At 69.5% G+C, this 17878-nt stretch carries 16 protein-coding genes and 1 riboswitch; of the genes, 6 read left to right on the top strand and 10 right to left on the bottom strand.

The window, feature by feature from the left end:
• Positions 1 to 32 precede the first annotated feature (32 nt).
• Positions 33 to 359, bottom strand: a complete 327-nt coding sequence (locus tag SLUN_RS34300; protein WP_108153811.1) for a DUF8820 family protein — start codon at positions 357 to 359, stop codon at positions 33 to 35.
• 192 nt (positions 360 to 551) lie between these two features.
• Between SLUN_RS34300 and SLUN_RS34295 the strand changes: the two genes are divergently transcribed.
• From SLUN_RS34295 to SLUN_RS34275, 5 genes are all read left to right on the top strand, one after another.
• The gene (locus SLUN_RS34295; RefSeq protein WP_108153810.1) at positions 552 to 1505 is read left to right on the top strand and encodes an STM4015 family protein; all 954 of its coding nucleotides are present in this window, start codon (positions 552 to 554) and stop codon (positions 1503 to 1505) included.
• A 5-nt stretch (positions 1506 to 1510) separates the two neighbouring features.
• Positions 1511 to 2656: an STM4014 family protein gene (locus SLUN_RS34290; protein WP_108155098.1), complete on the top strand. Its 1146-nt coding sequence runs from the start codon at positions 1511 to 1513 to the stop codon at positions 2654 to 2656.
• A gap of 64 nt (positions 2657 to 2720) precedes the next feature.
• A complete protein-coding gene (locus SLUN_RS34285) occupies positions 2721 to 3527 on the top strand; it encodes an STM4013/SEN3800 family hydrolase (protein ID WP_108155097.1) in 807 nt (268 codons plus the stop codon).
• A complete protein-coding gene (locus SLUN_RS34280; protein ID WP_108153809.1) occupies positions 3524 to 4873 on the top strand; it encodes an STM4012 family radical SAM protein in 1350 nt (449 codons plus the stop codon). Before SLUN_RS34285 ends, SLUN_RS34280 begins: the two co-directional genes overlap by 4 nt.
• A gap of 9 nt (positions 4874 to 4882) precedes the next feature.
• A complete protein-coding gene (locus SLUN_RS34275; protein WP_218929504.1) occupies positions 4883 to 5884 on the top strand; it encodes an STM4011 family radical SAM protein in 1002 nt (333 codons plus the stop codon).
• Positions 5885 to 5917: 33 nt separating this feature from the next.
• On the opposite strand, the gene SLUN_RS34270 is transcribed toward SLUN_RS34275, so the two are convergent.
• The 3 genes from SLUN_RS34270 to SLUN_RS34260 form a co-directional block, all read right to left on the bottom strand.
• Positions 5918 to 6709, bottom strand: a complete 792-nt coding sequence (locus SLUN_RS34270) for an SGNH/GDSL hydrolase family protein (protein WP_108153808.1) — start codon at positions 6707 to 6709, stop codon at positions 5918 to 5920.
• Between the two features lie 211 nt (positions 6710 to 6920).
• On the bottom strand, positions 6921 to 7862 hold the full coding sequence (locus SLUN_RS34265) for a LysM peptidoglycan-binding domain-containing M23 family metallopeptidase (RefSeq protein WP_108153807.1): 942 nt from the start codon (positions 7860 to 7862) through the stop codon (positions 6921 to 6923).
• Between the two features lie 2 nt (positions 7863 to 7864).
• Positions 7865 to 8040, bottom strand: a riboswitch (cyclic di-AMP (ydaO/yuaA leader).
• Positions 8041 to 8425: 385 nt separating this feature from the next.
• On the bottom strand, positions 8426 to 10519 hold the full coding sequence (locus SLUN_RS34260; RefSeq protein WP_108153806.1) for an alpha-galactosidase: 2094 nt from the start codon (positions 10517 to 10519) through the stop codon (positions 8426 to 8428).
• Between the two features lie 193 nt (positions 10520 to 10712).
• Here SLUN_RS34260 and SLUN_RS34255 point away from each other — a divergent pair, with 193 nt between their 5' ends.
• The gene (locus SLUN_RS34255) at positions 10713 to 11516 is read left to right on the top strand and encodes a tyrosine-protein phosphatase (RefSeq protein ID WP_170146671.1); all 804 of its coding nucleotides are present in this window, start codon (positions 10713 to 10715) and stop codon (positions 11514 to 11516) included.
• 17 nt (positions 11517 to 11533) lie between these two features.
• Here SLUN_RS34255 and SLUN_RS41730 read toward each other — a convergent pair whose 3' ends face one another.
• The 6 genes from SLUN_RS41730 to hpnH form a co-directional block, all read right to left on the bottom strand.
• The gene (locus SLUN_RS41730; protein ID WP_246339064.1) at positions 11534 to 11665 is read right to left on the bottom strand and encodes a DUF6126 family protein; all 132 of its coding nucleotides are present in this window, start codon (positions 11663 to 11665) and stop codon (positions 11534 to 11536) included.
• A 20-nt stretch (positions 11666 to 11685) separates the two neighbouring features.
• Positions 11686 to 12306: a helix-turn-helix domain-containing protein gene (locus tag SLUN_RS34250; RefSeq protein WP_108153804.1), complete on the bottom strand. Its 621-nt coding sequence runs from the start codon at positions 12304 to 12306 to the stop codon at positions 11686 to 11688.
• A gap of 61 nt (positions 12307 to 12367) precedes the next feature.
• Positions 12368 to 13780, bottom strand: coding sequence for an aspartate aminotransferase family protein (locus SLUN_RS34245; protein ID WP_108153803.1), 1413 nt, complete (start codon positions 13778 to 13780; stop codon positions 12368 to 12370).
• A 3-nt stretch (positions 13781 to 13783) separates the two neighbouring features.
• Positions 13784 to 15658: a 1-deoxy-D-xylulose-5-phosphate synthase gene (gene dxs, locus SLUN_RS34240; protein WP_108153802.1), complete on the bottom strand. Its 1875-nt coding sequence runs from the start codon at positions 15656 to 15658 to the stop codon at positions 13784 to 13786.
• A gap of 24 nt (positions 15659 to 15682) precedes the next feature.
• Positions 15683 to 16849: a flavodoxin-dependent (E)-4-hydroxy-3-methylbut-2-enyl-diphosphate synthase gene (gene ispG, locus SLUN_RS34235; protein WP_108155096.1), complete on the bottom strand. Its 1167-nt coding sequence runs from the start codon at positions 16847 to 16849 to the stop codon at positions 15683 to 15685.
• Positions 16850 to 16853: 4 nt separating this feature from the next.
• Positions 16854 to 17876: an adenosyl-hopene transferase HpnH gene (hpnH, locus tag SLUN_RS34230; protein ID WP_108153801.1), complete on the bottom strand. Its 1023-nt coding sequence runs from the start codon at positions 17874 to 17876 to the stop codon at positions 16854 to 16856.
• Between the last annotated feature and the right edge of the window lie 2 nt (positions 17877 to 17878).

Genomic DNA, 17878 nt, shown 5'->3' with positions numbered 1-17878 from the left:
AATCAGTCTGTTGCTCTGCCGCTCGTCGTCATTCAGTCGGCGACGATGCGGACCGCGCCCGGCAGGTACTCTCGCTGCCGCACCACGCGGTACCAGCCCTTCGTCAGCGGTATGGCCGCATGCTCCTCGTGCACCACCCGGCCGCCTTCGGGCAGATGCAGAAGCATCGGGCCGAACGGGCCCGGCTCGCACACCAGTCGGCCCGGGCCGGTCACGGCGTGCGCGTGACCCGTGACCTCACCCAGCGCGAGTACCAGACGCCCCCGGGCATCCCTTGCCTCACTCGGCGCGTCCACGGCATGCGACGGCACGGCTTCGTCCGTGATGGGCACGATGAGCACGTCTCCCTGCCGGTACATGGCTCTCCTCTCCACGCCCGGCGCCGAGTGCGCCGAACCTGGAAACGACGCTAACGGGAGGGTCTGACAACGGGCTTGGCCGTGGCACCCAGCCGTCCCCTCACCTGCCCCCGTGACGGCTGCTGTCAGTGCGGCTTGGTAGAACTGCTGGCACATCAGCCGATCAAGACCGTCCGGTGTCTGGAGCCCGTCATGACCATTTCGGACCATCTGCAGGAGCTGCACGGCCTGCCCGTGTTCGACTTCCCCGACGCCGAGTCGAAGGCCGAGCTGCCCCAAGCTGCCTCCGTGGCCTGGCGGATTGCCGTCGAGGCGTACGAGAGCGGTGAGGCGTGGGAGGAAGCGCTCGCCCGCTTCCTCGCTGCGGTGGACACCACCGAGGTGCGGGCGCTGGTTGTCGGGGCGTGGAGCGATGTGTACGACTCGCCGCCCGACGCCGTGATCACCGCCCTGCTCGACGCGAAGGAGCAGTTGCCCGGCCTGCGGGCAATCTTCCTCGGTGACATCACCTTTGAGGAGTGCGAGATCTCCTGGATCAACCAGGGGCTGGTGACGCCGCTGCTCGACGCCTTCCCCGAACTGCTGGAATTCGGGGTACGCGGCGGCCAGGAGCTGGAGTTCCCCGCCGTACGGCACGACAAGCTCCGCTCGCTGACCGTCGAGGCGGGCGGGCTCGACGCGCAGGTCGTGCGCGGCATCGCTGCCAGCGACCTGCCCGCGCTGGAGCATCTCGACGTATGGCTCGGCACCTCCTGGTACGGAGCGAACGCCGAGGTGTCGGACCTGGAGCCCATCCTGACCGGCGTCCGCCTTCCTCGTCTGCGGTCTCTGGCCCTGCGCAACAGCGAGATCCAGGACCAGATAGCCGTCGCGCTCTCCGGCGCGCCGGTCGTCCCCCGTCTCAGCACGCTGGATCTGTCGATGGGCACCCTTGGCGATGAGGGAGCGGAAGCCCTGCTGAACGGACAGCCGCTGACTCATCTGGAGAAGCTCGACCTCCACCATCACTTCCTCAGCGAGCCGATGGTGCAGCGGCTGACCAAGACCTTCGAAGCCACGGGCGTGGAGATCGACCTCTCCGAGGGCCAGGCTGCGGAGCGGGACTCCGAAGGCCGGGAAGACCGCTATACCTCTGTCGCGGAATGACCGGGATGCGGGACCTCCCGGGCCTTGGAACAGACCTCCGTCTCGCCGTCGTCGGCAATCCGGCCAACCGCCGCGTCGCGCTCTTCCAGGATGCGGTGCACGCCGCAGGGCTGCCCGTGGCCCGCGTTGTGCCCTGGCTCGACGTGCTGCGCGGGCGGGCGGAGTTCCGGCCGGGCGAGCAGGTGCGGATCGACTCGCCCGGCGAGGACCCCCTGGTGGAGCGGGAGTTGCGCGGTACGGACGACCCGACCCGGGTGGAGGGGACAGCCCGCTGGTACGCGCGCTTCACTTCCGCCGTGCGGGAGGTGGAAGGCCTGGCGGTGGTCGGCGGGGCGACGTTGCTGGATGATCCGCACGAGCTCGCGGTGCTGTTCGACAAGCGGCTGTGCCATGGCGTGCTGCGCCAGACCGGGGTGACTGTGCCACAGTCGCCCACGTCCGGTGCCGACGTCCCCGCCGTGCGCGGCTGGGACGACGTCCGTGCGCTGCAGGAGCTGAGCGGTCTTCACCGGATGTTCGTCAAGCCGGCGCACGGCTCGTCGGCCTCCGGCGTGCTCGCCGTGGAGACGGCGGGCCGGGGCCGCGTGCAGGCCACCACCTCGGTCGAGCGTGACGCCGACGGCCGACTCTTCAACTCCCTGCGGGTTCACCGCTATTCAACCGAGTCGGAAGTCGGCGCACTCATCGATGCCCTGGCGCCGGACGGTCTGCACATCGAGCGCTGGCTGCCCAAGGCCTCGCAGAACGGCCGTTCCGCGGATCTGCGGGTCGTCGTCATCGGGGGCCGCGCCACCCACGCCGTCGTCAGGACGAGCCGCTCCCCCATCACCAATCTCCACCTCGGCGGCAGCCGGGGAGACCTCGCGGCGGCACGAGCGGCCACCGAAGCAGCCGGCGGCAGCTGGGCCGGCATGCTCGACCTGTGCGAGCGGGCCGCGGCCTGCTTCCCCGGGGCCCTGCGGGTGGGCGTCGATCTGCTGCCCGCCACCGGGTGGCGGCGCTTCGCCGTCGGCGAGGTCAACGCCTTCGGGGATCTCCTGCCGCGCCTCACCGGCCTCCCGGGCAGCGGCGCCGAGGGCCAGGACACCTACGCGGCGCAGGTCGCCGCTGTACTACGGAGAGCAAGGAACCGCCATGGTGCAAGCGCCTGACAGTCCCGCACGCCAGGACGGGCCGGCCACCCGCGACATCCCGACCACCCCCGCCACCCCCGACATGACCGAGGTCGTCGGCCGCGACGACCTGCTGCTCGTCACTCTCGACACACTGCGCTTCGACGTCGCCGCCGAGCTCGCCGCCGCGGGCCGGATCCCGAATCTCGCCCGCCATCTGCCCGGCGGGGTCTGGGAGAAGCGGCACGCTCCGGGCAGTTTCACCTACGCCTCCCACCAGGCGATTTTCGCCGGCTTCCTGCCCACTCCGGCCGCACCGGGGCCGCATCCACGGCTGTTCGCCGCACGCTTCGCGGGCAGTGAGACCACCGCGGCCCGTACCTTCGTCTTCGACACCCCGGACCTTGTCTCGGGTCTCGCGGACGCCGGATACCGCACGGTGTGCATCGGCGGAGTCGGGTTCTTCAACAAGCTGGGACCGCTCGGCTCCGTACTGCCGGGAATGTTCCAGGAGAGCCACTGGGAGCCGGAGTTCGGGGTGGCGTCACCCACCTCGTTCGAGGGCCAGGTGGACCTGGCCGAGAAGGTCGTCGCCGGACTCCCGTACGACCAGCGGCTGTTCCTGTTCGTCAACGTGCCATCGCTGCACCAGCCGAACTGGTTCCACCTACCCGGCGCCACCCGGGACGCTGGTGATTCGCGCGAGACGCACGCTGCCGCACTTGAGTACGTCGACCGGCACATCGGGCGGCTCTTCGCCGCCGCGAGCGGCCGGCGCCGCTGCTTCGCGATCGTCTGCTCCGACCATGGCACGGCGTACGGGGACGACGGCTTCACCGGCCACCGGCTCGGCCATGACGTGGTCTGGACGGTTCCGTACGCCCACTTCTTCCTCGAGGCCGCAGCATGAGCAGCAGTTTTCGGAGCAGCGCACCGCGCCCGTACCAGAGTTACGTCTACGCCTATCCGCACAAGACGGCCTACCGGCCCTTCCCGGAGGGCGGACGGCCCGCGCTGAGCGAGCGCTGGGCGGGGGAACGCAAGGACGCGCTCTCCCTCTATCTCCACATACCGTTCTGCGAGGTCCGTTGCGGCTTCTGCAATCTCTTCACGCGGATCGGCGCGCCCGACGAGCTCACCACGCGCTATCTCGACGCGCTCGACCGCCAGGGGACCGCCGTGCGCGACGCCCTCGGCGACGACGAGCCGGTGCGTTTCGCCGCGGCCGCGTTCGGGGGCGGCACCCCCACCTTCCTCACCGCCGGGGAGCTGGACCGGCTCTGTGACATCGCCGAGAAGCGGATGGGCGCCGATCTGCGCGCTGTCCCGCTCTCCGTCGAGACGTCCCCCGCCACCGCCACCGCCGACCGGCTCACCGTCCTCGTCGAGCGGGGCGCCACCCGGCTCAGCATCGGCGTGCAGAGCTTCGTCGACGAGGAGGCGAGGGCGGCCGTGCGCCCGCAGCGCCGCGCCGATGTCGAGTCGGCCCTGGCCCGCATCCGCGACGCCCGCACACCCGTCCTCAACATCGATCTCATCTACGGCATAGCCGGCCAGACCGAGCGCACCTGGCGGCTGTCACTGGACGCCGCGCTCGCCTGGCAGCCCGAGGAGCTGTATCTCTACCCTCTGTATGTGCGTCCGCTGACCGGGCTCGGCCGTGCCGGAGAGACGGCCGACCGGGCCTGGGACGCCCAGCGTCTGCGCCTGTACCGCGAGGGCCGCGACCATCTTCTCTCGCACGGCTACGAGCAGGTGTCGATGCGGATGTTCCGCCGCTCGGACGCGCCGCCGCAGGGCCCGGACGACTACGCCTGCCAGACCGACGGCATGATCGGTCTCGGCTGCGGTGCCCGCTCCTACACCTCGACCCTGCACTACTCCTTCGACTACGCCGTCGACATGCGCGAGATACGCGGCATCATCGACACCTACACGGCGACCGAGGACTTCAGCCGCGCCGAAGTGGGACGCGAGGTCGACGAGGACGAGGCGCGCCGCCGCCATCTCCTCCAGTCACTCCTCCGGGCCGAGGGCATGGAAGTGGCCGGATACCGTGAACGGTTCGGCCGCCACCCGGTCGAGGACTTCCCGTCCGAGCTCGACCATTTCGGTTCCCTCGGCTGGCTCGACGAGAGCGCCGGGCCCGACCGGCTGAGGCTGAGTGCCGACGGTCTGGCGTACTCGGACGCTCTGGGCCCCGAACTCTTCTCCCCCGCCGTGCGCGCCGACATGGCCGCGTACGAACTCAAGTGAGGTTCAGCTGTGGACCTGACGATCCTCTACCGTGGCCCGCTCGCCTCCTGCGACTACGACTGCCCGTACTGTCCCTTCGCCAAGCGGCACGACAGCCCCGATCAGCTGCGTGCCGACCGTTCCGCGCTCGAACGCTTCGCCGACTGGGCGTCCGAGCAGACGGACGACCAGTTGTCGATTCTGTTCACGCCGTGGGGCGAGGGCCTGGTCCGCTCCTGGTACCGCCGCACCCTCACCGAGCTCTCCCGGCTGCCGCACATCCGCCGGGTGGCCATCCAGACGAACCTCAGCTGCCGCACCGGCTGGGTCGCGGACGCCGATCCCGACACCCTCGCACTCTGGTGCACGTACCACCCGGGCCAGACCCCGTACGACCGATTCCTCGGCAAGTGCCGTGACCTGTCCGGGCGCGGGGTCCGGTTCAGCGTCGGCGTCGTGGGGTTCCCCGAGCACCTGGCCGACGCCCGTCGCCTGCGCGCCGATCTGCCCGCCCACGTCTACCTCTGGGTGAACGCGGCCGAGGGACGCAGCTACAGCGACGCCGAGGCAGCCGAGTGGACAGAGCTGGATCCGCTCTTCGCGTACAGCCGCGATCCGCACCGCTCGGCAGGACTCCCGTGCCGGACGGGCGAGTCGGTGATCTCGGTGGACGGCGACGGCACGGTGCGGCGCTGCCACTTCGTCCCGGACGAGCTCGGCAATCTCTACGACGGCTCCTACCGGCGGGCGCTGCGTCCGCGCGACTGCCCGTCGGCCGTCTGCGACTGCCATATCGGCTATGTCCATCTGGAGGCGCTGCCGCTGTACGACGTGTTCGCGGGTGGTGTCCTGGAGCGGATCCCGGCCGTGCCCGCCGCTTCTCAGGCGTCGTACGGAGCCGGAAGGCCGATCCCCGTCAGCCTCGCCGGCTCATCCCCCAGTCGGCGCGCCACCGCCTCGTCCTGCACCCGCGCCGAGAACGCCGTCAGCTTCGGGACGCCCGTGAAGAAGCCGAGAGGGGAAGGGCCGTAGTACTCACCGGCCCGTACCCGCACCCCGTCGCCGTCACAGGGGCAGCAGATTCGGCCGCTTGGCTTCCACATGGTCGCCGGAGCTCTCGCCGCGCAGCCTCCGTCCGATCCACGGCACCAGGTGCTCGCGCGCCCAGTGGATGTCGTCGCGGCGCACTTCGAGCGGGCCGCGCGGCGGCAGGGGCGGCCACGACTGGTCGGGGTCGGCGGGCACCTCCAGGCCGAGCACCTGGGCGGCGCGCAACGCGACCCTGGTGTGGCCCTCGGGTGACAGATGCAGTCTGTCGCCGTCCCAAGCCCGCCTGTCCTGGACGGATTTGAGCGACCACAGATCGAGTACGGGACAGTCGTAGCGATCGGCGATGGCCCGTACGTGCGCGGTGTACGTGGCGATCTTGCCGCGCAGATGGCGCAGTACCGGCACCCCACGCGTATCGAATCCGGTGGTCACCATGACGGTGCCGACCGAGCCCGCGAGGTCGGCGACGGCGCGCTCGAAGCGCTCGGCCACATCGTCGGGGTCGGTGCCGGGCCGGATGATGTCGTTGCCCCCCGCGCAGAACGTCACCAGATCCGGGGCGAGTTCCCTCGCCCTCGGGACCTGTTCCTCGACGATCTGATCGAGGAGACGGCCGCGTACGGCGAGATTGGCGTACCTGAAGGTGTGCTCCGGCATCCGGTCGTCCAGCAGGACCGCGAAACGGTCCGCCCAGCCGACGTACATCCCATCGGGGCCCGGGTCGCCGACGCCCTCGGTGAAGCTGTCACCGATCGCCGCGTACGACCCGAATGCGCCATCTTCTTCTGTTCTCGAATCGTCTGCCACGAGACCTCATCTTTCCCTTACGGATGTGACCTACGCGACCGTAAGGAGGGGTTGACGAGGGGTGATCTTTGCCACCGGTCACGTTTCGCCCACGCCGGAATACGCCGAATCCCCCCGCGCCACTCAGGACGGCGCGGGGGGATTCGGCGTGCTGGATTCGTCGGGCGTCAGGGCATCGGCCCGTTCATCAGCGCGTCAGTTCACCAGCGCGTCAGATGCTGACGCCGTGGCTGCGCAGGTAGGCCAGCGGGTCGATGTCCGAGCCGTAGCCCGGGCCGGTGCGGATCTCGAAGTGGAGGTGCGGACCGGTGGAGTTGCCCGTGGAGCCGGAGAGGCCGATCTGCTGGCCGCCGCTCACGTTCTGGCCGGAGGAGACGGACAGGGAGGAGAGGTGGGCGTACTGCGAGTAGGTGCCGTCGGTGTGCTGGATGACGACCTCGTTGCCGTACGCGCCGCCCCACCCGGCGGAGACGACGGTGCCCGGGCCGACGGACTTGACGGTGGTGCCGGAGGACGCCGCGAAGTCGACACCGGTGTGGTAGCCGCTGGACCACATGCCACCGGCGAGGTGGTACGGGGTGCTGATGGTCGCGCCGGAGACGGGCGAGGTGAAGCCGGAGCCGCTGGTCTGCGCGGCGGTGCTGCCCGTGCCCTTGGACGACGCCTGCTTTGCCGGCTTGGCCGGCTTCGAGGAGGAGTCCGGGGAGCCACTCGAAGAGGACTTGGCCGGGCCCTCGGAGCTGGGCTTCGGCTTCTCCTGCGCGGGGGCCTTCGCCTTCGCCTTCGCGCCGAGGGTGAGCTTGAGGCCCGGGTGGATCAGCGAGGGGTTCTCGCCGACGACCGCACGGTTGTCCTCGTACAGCTTCTTCCAGCCGCCGCGGACATCGTGCTTGTCGGCGATCTTGGCCAGGTAGTCGCCGGAGACGACGGAGTACGTGGTGGGGGCGGCCTTCTTGGCGGGTGCCGGAGCCGCGGCGGCGGTCACTGCCACCGTGTGCGAAGCCGCGGCGGGCGCGGCCTTGTCGGCGGCGTGGGCGCCGGTGGCACCCATGAGCGGAAGTGCGATGACGGCGCCACCCGTACCGGCGGCGGCGACGAATCCGCGCGTGATCGGGTTGACCTTGGGACGGCGGTGCTTACCCTTCGCGGGCATGGCGAATTCCTCTCCGGCGCCTACGAGGTGAGCTGTCGGGTTCGGGCTGGAGATGCCCGGCCGCGCAGTTGCGCGACTTAACCCCAAGCCGTCTCCGGACCTCCGGAATCGGCGTACTTACCTGGGTCCCCCGCTCCTGCCACACGTGGGTGGGTGGAATTCCGGGCGGCGGCAGGATTAGGCGTTCCGTCCGGATTGGTCGTGACCGTAAACCGGCAAACCGACCGGAAACAAGCTGCCCCTTTCCCCGGTCAATGATCCCTTTGATATTGCCGGGGAATTCCGGTCACCCTCCGTGAATCGAAGTCCTTGGCTCGCCGCCTGGCAGCGGAATTGGCTTCCGCCGTACCGCCACACACCGTCACGAATATGATCCTGCTCACGGGTCGTGCCCCATCTGCATTGCAGACGGGGCACGTTATGCCGAATCGACCAATTCGGACAGAAGCGTCATTTATTGACGAGGTGGCTTATCGCCATCACATACACCTCATTCCCGCCTTGCGGGCGGAATTCGGCGGCCTTCCGGCTCGGATCAGCGGGTTCGGATCAGCGGGCTCGGGTCAGCGGCGGCGCAGCCGGATCACCGTGGCGTCCATGTCACCCTTCAGCCCGGTGTGCAGCCCGTGGTGCAGGAGTACGGAGCCACGGTGCACGGCGCCGGTGTCCAGGCACTCGTACGCGGCCGCCGGGTCGAGCCCCCGCAGCCGGAGCCTGGGCGGCAGCTCGCCGTAGTGCTGTGCCTGGAGCCAGGCGAGCACGACGGTCTCGTCGCCGCGCACGTACTGCACGGCGCTCAGCCCGCCCTCCGGGGCCCGCAGCCGGTACAGCCCGCCGTGCTGCACCACCGGCCTGATCTTCTTGTAGAGCTCCGCCCAGCCGCGCGCCTCGGTGAGCTCCCCCTCGCTCCATTCGGTCAGGTCGCCGCCGACTCCGAGCACTCCGGCCATCGCGCTGACAAAGCGGAAGCGCAGCGTGCTGAAGCGGCCGTTGAGCTGGACATTGGGGCTGTCGGTCACCCAGGCCGCCATGACCCGTGCCGGGTGCAGCTGGGTGAAGCCCTGCTGGATGCCGAGCCGGTCCAGCGGATCGGTGTTGTCGGACGTCCATACCTGGTCGGTACGGGAGAGGATGCCGAGGTCGATCCGGCCGCCGCCGCCGGAGCAGGACTCGAACGCCACCGTCGGGTGCGCGGCCCGCAGCCGGTCGAGGAGTGCGTACAGCGCGTGCACATGCTCGACCCACAGCTTCTGCGGATACTCCTCACCGGGCCAGCCGACGTCCGTGAAGCAGCGGTTGAAGTCCCACTTCACATAGTCGATGGGCGCGCTGCTGAGCAGTCCGTCCAGCTGTTCCCAGAGACAGGCCTGTACGTCCTCGCGGGCGAGGTTCAGTACGAGCTGGTTGCGGAACTCCGTGCGGGCCCGGCCCGGGTGGTGCTGCACCCAGTCGGGATGCGCGCGGTAGAGATCGCTGTCGGCGTTGACCATCTCCGGCTCGACCCAGATCCCGAACTGCATGCCCAGCGCGTGCACTTCGTCGGCGAGCGGCTTCAGTCCCTGCGGGAAGCGTTCGGCGTTGGGGGTCCAGTCGCCGAGTCCGGCCCGGTCGCTGGTGCGCTGCCCGAACCACGCGTCGTCGACGACGAACAGCTCGATGCCCATGGCGGCGGCCCGCCGCGCGAGCGCCCGCTGCTGTTCCTCGGAGATGTCGAAGCCGGTGGCCTCCCAGGAGTTGTAGAGCACCGGACGCTCGCTCGCGGCGTCCGGGATGACGTGCGCCAGCTGCCAGGCGTGCCAGGCCCGGCTGGCTCCGCCGAATCCGCCGTCGCTCCACAGACCGGCGAAGACGGGCGAGGTGTAGGACTGGCCGGGCGCGAGCCGCAGCAGTCCGGAGTCGTCGTAGCCCGCGCCGCCGGTGATCTGGACGAGTCCGTCGGGCAGCCGCTGTACGGCGATCCGCCATGACCCGGACCAGGCGAGCGCGCAGCCGTACACCTCTCCGTGCTCCTCAGTGGCGCCTTCGGCGTCGAGGGCGACCCACGGCAGGTGCTGGTGACCGGTGTGCCCGCGCCGGCTGCTCAGTACCTTCTCGCCGTACGTCAGCTCCGACCGTACGAGCAGGGACTCGGCCGCCCAGCGGCCGTGCAGCTGGCTGAGCCGCCAGTGGCCGCGCTGCGGCAGTGTCCAGGTGGCGGCATCGGCCCGCAGCAGCTCCAGGTCCGGTCCTTCGCCTTCGTGGGTGACGGTGACCCAGCGCTCGATGACGTCCGCGTCGCCGCGCATCCGGTGGTGCAGGGTGAGCCCGAGGCCGTGCAGCGCGTCGGTGAAGCGGAGCCGCAGCTCGTCGCCGTCGATCACCTCGGCGCCGGCGAAGGTCCACTGGGTGCCGCGGACCATGTCCGTACGGACGGAAAGCGCGGGCCGTACGAAGCGGGGCCCGCCCTCGACGGGATACTCCTCGTGCCCGTCGAGCTGCGACTCGAACGGCCAGCAGGGCGGCAGGCCCTGGGCCGCGAGTGCCTCCGCATCGGCGCCCGAGATCCGTGGTCCCCAATGAAGATGCAGCAGTTCGTCGCCGTCGGTGAGGTGCAGCCCATAGCTGCTCGCCGTTCCGGAGAGAACCCACGTACGACCCTTGCCAACGCTCTCAATCATCCCGACCCCTCAGATACTCACAGGTCCGCACAGGCCCGCACATCATCCGACCGCGACCGCTGCCTGTGCAACGCCCTTGCGGGCACGGCCGAGATGATTGCCCCAGGAATCCATGTCGTATCGTCGGGAAAGCGCCATCGTCGGCGAGCAGCGCCGACGGCAGTCACTTCAGGAGCCCCCCGTGACGCAGCAGCTGCCGCCGCAGGTCCCGTCGACAGAGCCGGAGCTGTCGGGAGTGCGCAACTTCCGGGACGTGGGCGGCCTGTCGACCGCGGACGGCCGGCGAGTGCGGTACGGCAGCCTCTTCCGCAGCGGCCATCTCGCGCACGCCACGGAGAGCGACGCGGCGTTCCTGTCCACCCTGGGCCTGCACACGATCTTCGACTTCCGCAACGCCGCGGACCACCGGCTGGAGGGCCAGGACGTCGAGCTGCCCGGCGTACGCAATGTGAACCTGCCGCTCTCCGACCCGGCCGACGGCGCCGAGTTCTGGAAGATGGTGCGGGACGGCAACCTCGACCAGCTGAAGTCGATCCTCGCGGACGGCAAGGCGGCAGGCCGGATGTCGGAGTCGTACCGGCGGATCGTCAAGGAGCGCACGGCCGAGCACAGCCGCGTGCTGCACGCCCTGGCGGAGGACAGCGTCCCGGCCCTGATGCACTGCGCGGCCGGCAAGGACCGCGCCGGTATCTCGATCGCGGTGTCCCTGCTCGCGGTGGGTGTGGAGCGCGAAGCGATCGAGGCGGACTACCTCAAGTCCAATGACCCGCACCGCCGTTACCTGGTCCGCCGCAGCGACAACTCCCCGGCCGGGATGTCCCCCGAAGTGATGGAACTGCTGAGCCCGCTGTTCGACGCGCGCGCCGAGTACCTGGCCGCGGCCTTCGAGACGATCGACCGGACCTGGGGCACGACGGACCGGTATCTGGCGGAGGGCCTGGGGCTCGCGCCCGAGACGCGCGAGCGCCTGCGCGACCGCCTCCTCGACGAGGTGTGACCTCAGGCGGGCGACCGCTAGTGGCCCTGGCCGCCCAGCGTGAACAGCAGGAAGAGGAACCCGGCGAACAGATGGCCCGCCACCAGATAGGCGAAGAGCCGGATCACCAGCCCCCGGGGGAACGACTTCTCCTCGTTGTGTCCGGACATGGCGGACCTCTCTTCTGATCTCAGCGGTGCGGATGGAGCTCGGGGCTCTGCAGCAGCGTGTGGACGAACAGCAGCTCGGCCCCCTCGCGCGTCGCCGCCGCGATGCGGTGCGGCGTCAGCGAGTCGAAGTGCGCACTGTCCCCGGGGGCCAGCTCGTGGACCGTGTCCCCCAGGCTCAGCCGCAGCCGTCCGTTCATGACGTACAGCCACTCCTCGCCGGGGTGCACCCGCACGAGATCGCCCTGGGTGCCGTACGGGACCACCAGCCGCAGGGCCTGCATCGCCCGGCCGGGGCCGCCGGCCCGGTGGTAGGTCCAGCCGTCGGCCGCCGCGGGTTCCCGGCGGTCGGCGCGGATGACCGGGTCGCGCTCCGGCGCCGGCTCGCCGAGGAGCTCGGCGACCGTCGTACCGTAGATCCTGGCGAGACCGAGCAGCATCGGCAGCGACGGCTGCCGGCGGCCCGTCTCCAGCCGGGACAGATGCGCCGGGGAAAGCCCCGCGCGCTGCGCGGCGGCCTCCAGAGTGAGGCCGCGACGGCGGCGCAGTTCACGCAGCCGTGGCGCGACCTCAGGCAGCGCGGGCGCCGCCTCCGGGTCAGGAGACCGGGGGTCCGGGGGGTGCCCCCCGGGATGGCTCAGCATGAGTCCATTGCGCCAGGTTCCTTCCTCAGGGGCAAATTTTTTGCCCCGGAGGCAAAGGAGCTCAGCGGTTGGAGACCGCCTGCTTGACCAGCGTCCTGCCGAAGTCCCACATCAGCCCGCCACCGCCGTGCGCATCGTCCATGACCTCGGTGAAGGCCGCCACGAACCGCTCGACCTCCCGTTCCCCGATCGTCAGCGGCGGAATCAGCTTGATCACTTCGAGATGGTCGCCGGAGACCTGGGTGAGGATCCGGTGCTTCTGCAACAGCGGCACCACCACCATCTGCGCGAAGAGACCCTTGCGGGCGGCCTGCAGCATGGTCCAGCGGCTGCGCAGCTTGATCGAGTCCGGGCGGCCGAACTCGATGCCGATCATCAGGCCTCGCCCCCGCACATCGTGCAGCAGCTCATAGCGCTCGACGAGCGCGGCCAGCCGTGACCTCAGCAGCTCCCCGGTCACGCGCGCGTTCGCGACGACGTGCTCGTCCTCCAGCACCGAGAGCACCGCGAGCCCGGCGGCCATCGCCTGGGCGTTGGAGCCGAAGCTGGCCGAGTGCACCAGCACCCGGTCCATCGACGAGTAGACCTTCTTGAAGATCCAGTCCTTGCCGAGGGTCGCCCCGACCGGTACGTACCCGCCCGAGAGCGCCTTCGCGACGCAGACCAGATCCGGCTCGACCCCTGCCTCGTACTGGTACGCGTAGAAGTCTCCGGTCCTGCCCAGGCCGGTCTGCACCTCGTCGGCGATCAGCAGCGCCTTGTGCCTGTGCAGCAACTCCTGTGCGGCGTACAGGAATCCGGGCGGGCTCGCCTGCACGCCCTTGCCCTGGATGGGCTCCACGACGAAGCCCGCGACATCGCCCCGCCTCAACTCCCGCTCCAGCGCGGCCAGATCACCGAGCTCGATCGCCGTGTCGGGCAGCAGCGGCGCGAATCCGTCGCGGAAGCCCGACTCGCCGTTGACCGACAGTGACCCGGTGGTCAGCCCGTGGAAGGCGTGCGAGCAGTACAGGATCCTCGGCTTCCCGGTCGCGTACCGGGCGAACTTCAGCGCGGTCTCCACCGCCTCCGTACCGCTGTTGCCGAAGAACACCCGGTCCAGATGCGGGCTGTGCACGAGCAGCTTCTCCGCGAGGAGCCCCGGTAGCGGCTGGCAGTCGAAACGGGTGAGGTCCGCGAGCGAAGCGTCGAGGACGTCGTGCAGCGCCTTGCGTACGACGGGGTGATGCCGGCCGAGCCCCATCACCCCGAAGCCCGCGAGCATGTCGAGATAGTCGTTGCCATCGGCGTCCCAGAAGTACGCGCCCTCGGCCCGTTCGTAGACCTTGTCGAAGCCGATGGTGTGCAGCATGCGCGGCAGCTGGTGGTTGAGATGCCGCGCATGCAGCTCATAGCGTTCTGCCCCGCGTTCCGCGAGGAGCCTCGCCAGATCGAAGCCCTTGAGCGGCTCGCTGCCCGTGGCCGGCTCGGTCATTCCTCAGCTCTCCTTGACTGCCATCGAGGCACTGATACGCCCCGCGATCTCGACCGGTGTGAGGCCGATGTCGGCCAGCACCTCGCCGCGTTTCGCGTGCGCGAGGAACTGCTCGGGGATGCCGAAGGTACGCAGCGGCACATCCACGTCCGCGTCGCGCAACGCCTGTCCGACGGCCGAACCCACACCGCCGTTGCGGCTGTTGTCCTCCACGACCGCCACCAGCCGGTGCTGGGCCGCGAGCGGCGCGAGCTGCTCGTCGACTGGCTTGACCCAGCGCGGGTCCACGACGGTGCAGCGGATCCCGCGCCCCCCGAGCAGCTCCACCGTCTGCAGACAGACAGAGGCGAGTGCGCCGACCGACACCAGCAGCACCTCCGCGTCGTCCGCCCGGTGCAGTACGTCCATCCCGCCGATCCGCCCGATCGCATCGACGGGTTCCCCCACCGACTCCTTGGGGAAGCGCACTACGGTCGGCGCGTCGGCCACCTCGACGGCCTCGCGCAGTTCCTGGCGCAGCCGTTCGGCGTCGCGCGGCGCGGCGATCCGCAGCCCGGGTACGACCTGCAGGATCGACATGTCCCACATGCCGTTGTGCGATGCCCCATCGACACCTGTGATGCCCGCCCTGTCGAGGACGAAGGTCACTCCGCACTTGTGCAGGGCGACATCCATCAGCAGCTGGTCGAAGGCTCGGTTGAGGAAGGTGGCGTAGACGGCGACGACCGGGTGCAGCCCGCCGGTGGCGAGCCCGGCCGCGGAGACCGCGGCATGCTGCTCGGCGATCCCGACATCCCACACCCGCTCGGGGAAGCGCTCCGCGAACTTCGTCAGACCGACGGGATGCAGCATCGCCGCGGTGATCGCCACGACGTCCGGCCGCCGCCCACCGATGTCGGCGATCTCGTCCCCGAACACCGAGGTCCAGGAAGGCCCGTTGGAGGGCGCGAGCGGCTCACAGGTGAGCGGGTCCATCACACCGACGGTGTGGAAGCGGTCCGCCTCGTCCTCCAGCGCGGGCTGGTAGCCCCGCCCCTTCTCGGTCAGACAGTGCACCAGCACGGGCCCGTGGAAGCGTTTCGCGCGCCGCAGCGCCGACTCGACGGCCGCGATGTCGTGCCCGTCGATCGGCCCGACGTACTTAAGGCCCAGGTCCTCGAACATCCCCTGCGGTGCGAAGGCGTCCTTGAAGCCCTTTTTCGCACCGTGCAGTGATTCGTACAGCGGCTGACCGATGACGGGCGTGTGCTGCAGGACGTCCTTGCCCCAGGCCAGCACCCGCTCGTAGCCGTCCGTCGTACGCAGCGTGGCGAGGTGGTTGGCGAGGCCGCCTATCGTCGGCGCGTAGGACCGCTCGTTGTCGTTGACGACGATGATCAGCGGCCGGTCCTTCGCCGCGGCGATGTTGTTGAGCGCCTCCCAGGCCATGCCGCCGGTGAGCGCGCCGTCCCCGATGACCGCGACGACATGACCGCTGCTGCCCAGCACCTGATGCGCCTTGGCAAAGCCGTCCGCCCAGCCGAGGACGGTGGAGGCGTGGGAGTTCTCGATGACGTCGTGCTCGGACTCCTCGCGGGAGGGATAGCCCGAGAGTCCGCCCTTGCCGCGCAGTTTGGAGAAGTCCTGCCGGCCGGTGAGCAGCTTGTGCACGTAGCTCTGGTGCCCGGTGTCCCACAGGATGCGGTCGACGGGCGAGTCGAAGACCCGGTGCAGGGCCACGGTCAGCTCCACCACCCCGAGGTTCGGTCCCAGATGGCCCCCTGTTCTGGCCACCGCCTGGACCAGGAACTCCCTGATCTCCTCGGCGAGTTCGTCGAGTTCCGCTTCGGTCAGCGCCTTCAGATCGCGCGGCCCCCGGATGCTCTCAAGAATCGTCACGGTCGGACCCCCTTCACATGCTGTTCAGCTCACGGTGACGGCGGGCCGCCCGGAGGCCACCCCTGCGTCCTCCATGGATTCGGCGATCTTCATCGCCTCTTCGATGAGGGTCTCGACGATCCTCGACTCGGGCACGGTCTTGATGACCTCGCCCTTCACGAAGATCTGACCCTTCCCATTGCCCGACGCCACACCGAGGTCCGCTTCCCTCGCCTCGCCAGGACCGTTGACGACACACCCCATGACGGCGACGCGCAACGGCACCTCCATGCCCTCGAGTCCCGCCGTGACCTGGTCGGCGAGCTTGTACACATCCACCTGCGCCCGCCCGCAGGACGGGCAGGAGACGATCTCCAGCCGCCGCTGCCTCAGATTCAGGGATTCCAGGATCTGGATGCCGACCTTGACCTCTTCGGCGGGCGGAGCCGAGAGCGAGACCCGGATCGTGTCGCCGATGCCCTCACTGAGCAGCGCACCGAAGGCCACGGCGGACTTGATCGTCCCCTGGAACGCCGGTCCCGCCTCCGTCACCCCCAGATGCAGCGGATAGTCGCAGGCGGCCGCCAGCTGCCGGTAGGCGCCCACCATCACCACCGGGTCGTTGTGCTTGACCGAGATCTTGATGTCGCGGAAGCCGTGCTCCTCGAAGAGGGACGCCTCCCACAGCGCGGACTCCACCAGCGCCTCCGGCGTCGCCCTGCCGTACTTCTTCAGCAGCCGCGCGTCCAGCGAACCGGCGTTCACCCCGATACGGATCGGGGTGCCGGTGGCCGAGGCCGCCTTCGCGATCTCCTTGACCTTGTCGTCGAACTGCTTGATGTTGCCCGGGTTCACCCGCACCGCCGCGCAGCCCGCGTCGATCGCCGCGAACACGTACTTCGGCTGGAAGTGAATGTCCGCGATCACCGGAATCTGCGACTTGCGCGCGATCGTGGCGAGCGCGTCGGCGTCGTCCTGCGTGGGACAGGCCACCCGCACGATCTGACAGCCCGACGCCGTCAGCTCGGCGATCTGCTGCAGCGTCGCCCCGATGTCCGAGGTACGCGTCGTCGTCATCGACTGCACCGACACCGGCGCGTCCCCACCGACGGCCACGGTGCCGACCTGGATGCGCCGCGAGGTGCGGCGCATCGCGATCGGCCGGGCCGGCAGCTCCGGGAGCCCCAGTGCGACCGGCTCTCCTTGGGACATCACGTCACCCGCGGTTTCCCGAGACGGTGTCCCGTGCCGCCCTGAGGGACTCCTTGAGGGAGCCCATGGTGGCGAGGACGGCGGTGGGCTCGTAGCCGCAGTGCGCCATGCAGTTGGCGCAACGCGGGTCCTTGCCGCGGCCGTACTTGCTCCAGTCGGTGTCGTCGATGAGCTCCCGGTAGGTGGGGACGTATCCGTCGGCCATCAGATAGCAGGGTCGCTGCCAGCCGAAGAGCGAGTAGTTGGGGATCGCCCACGCCGTGCACGGGAAGTCGACCTTGCCCTCGAGGAAGTCGAGGAAGAGCGGTGAGTGGTTGAGCCGCCAGCGCCGCCTGTTGCCGCCCGCGAAGGACTTCTTGAACAGCTCGCGGGTCTGCTCGACACCCAGGAAGTGTTCCTGGTCCGGCGCCTTCTCGTAGGCGTACGCGGGCGAGATCATCATCTCGTCGACCTTCAGATCGTCATTGAGGTAGTTGAGCACCTCGATGACGGTCTGCGGGGTGTCGGTGTTGAAGAAGGTGGAGTTGGTGGTGACCCGGAAGCCGCGCTTCTTGGCCTCCTTGATCGCCTCCACGGCCTCGTCGAACACCCCTTCCTTGGCGACCGATTCATCGTGGCGCTCCCGCAGCCCGTCGATGTGCACGGCAAACGCGAAGTAGGGAGAAGGGGTGAAATTCTCGATCTTCTTGCGCAGCAGCATCGCGTTGGTGCACAGGAAGACGTACTTCTTCTTGGCCACCAGCTGCCGGACGATCTCATCGATCTGAGGGTGCATCAGCGGCTCGCCGCCCGCGATGGAGACCATCGGGGCACCGGACTCGAGCACCGCCCCGACGGCCTGGGCGACCGGCATGCGCTGCTTCAGGACTCCGGCCGGATGCTGGATCTTCCCACACCCCTCACACGCCAGATTGCAGGCGAAGAGGGGTTCCAGCTCGACGATGAGCGGGAACTTCTCACGCTTGCGGAGCTTTTGTTCAAAGAGGTACGTCCCGACCCTGATGGTCTGGCGGAGCGGCATGGCCATCT

Origin of the sequence: Streptomyces lunaelactis, from assembly GCF_003054555.1 — a bacterium.
Lineage (GTDB): Bacteria > Actinomycetota > Actinomycetes > Streptomycetales > Streptomycetaceae > Streptomyces > Streptomyces lunaelactis.
The sequence above is the reverse complement of the archived record's forward strand: the minus strand, read 5'-3'. Positions and strand labels throughout refer to the sequence as shown.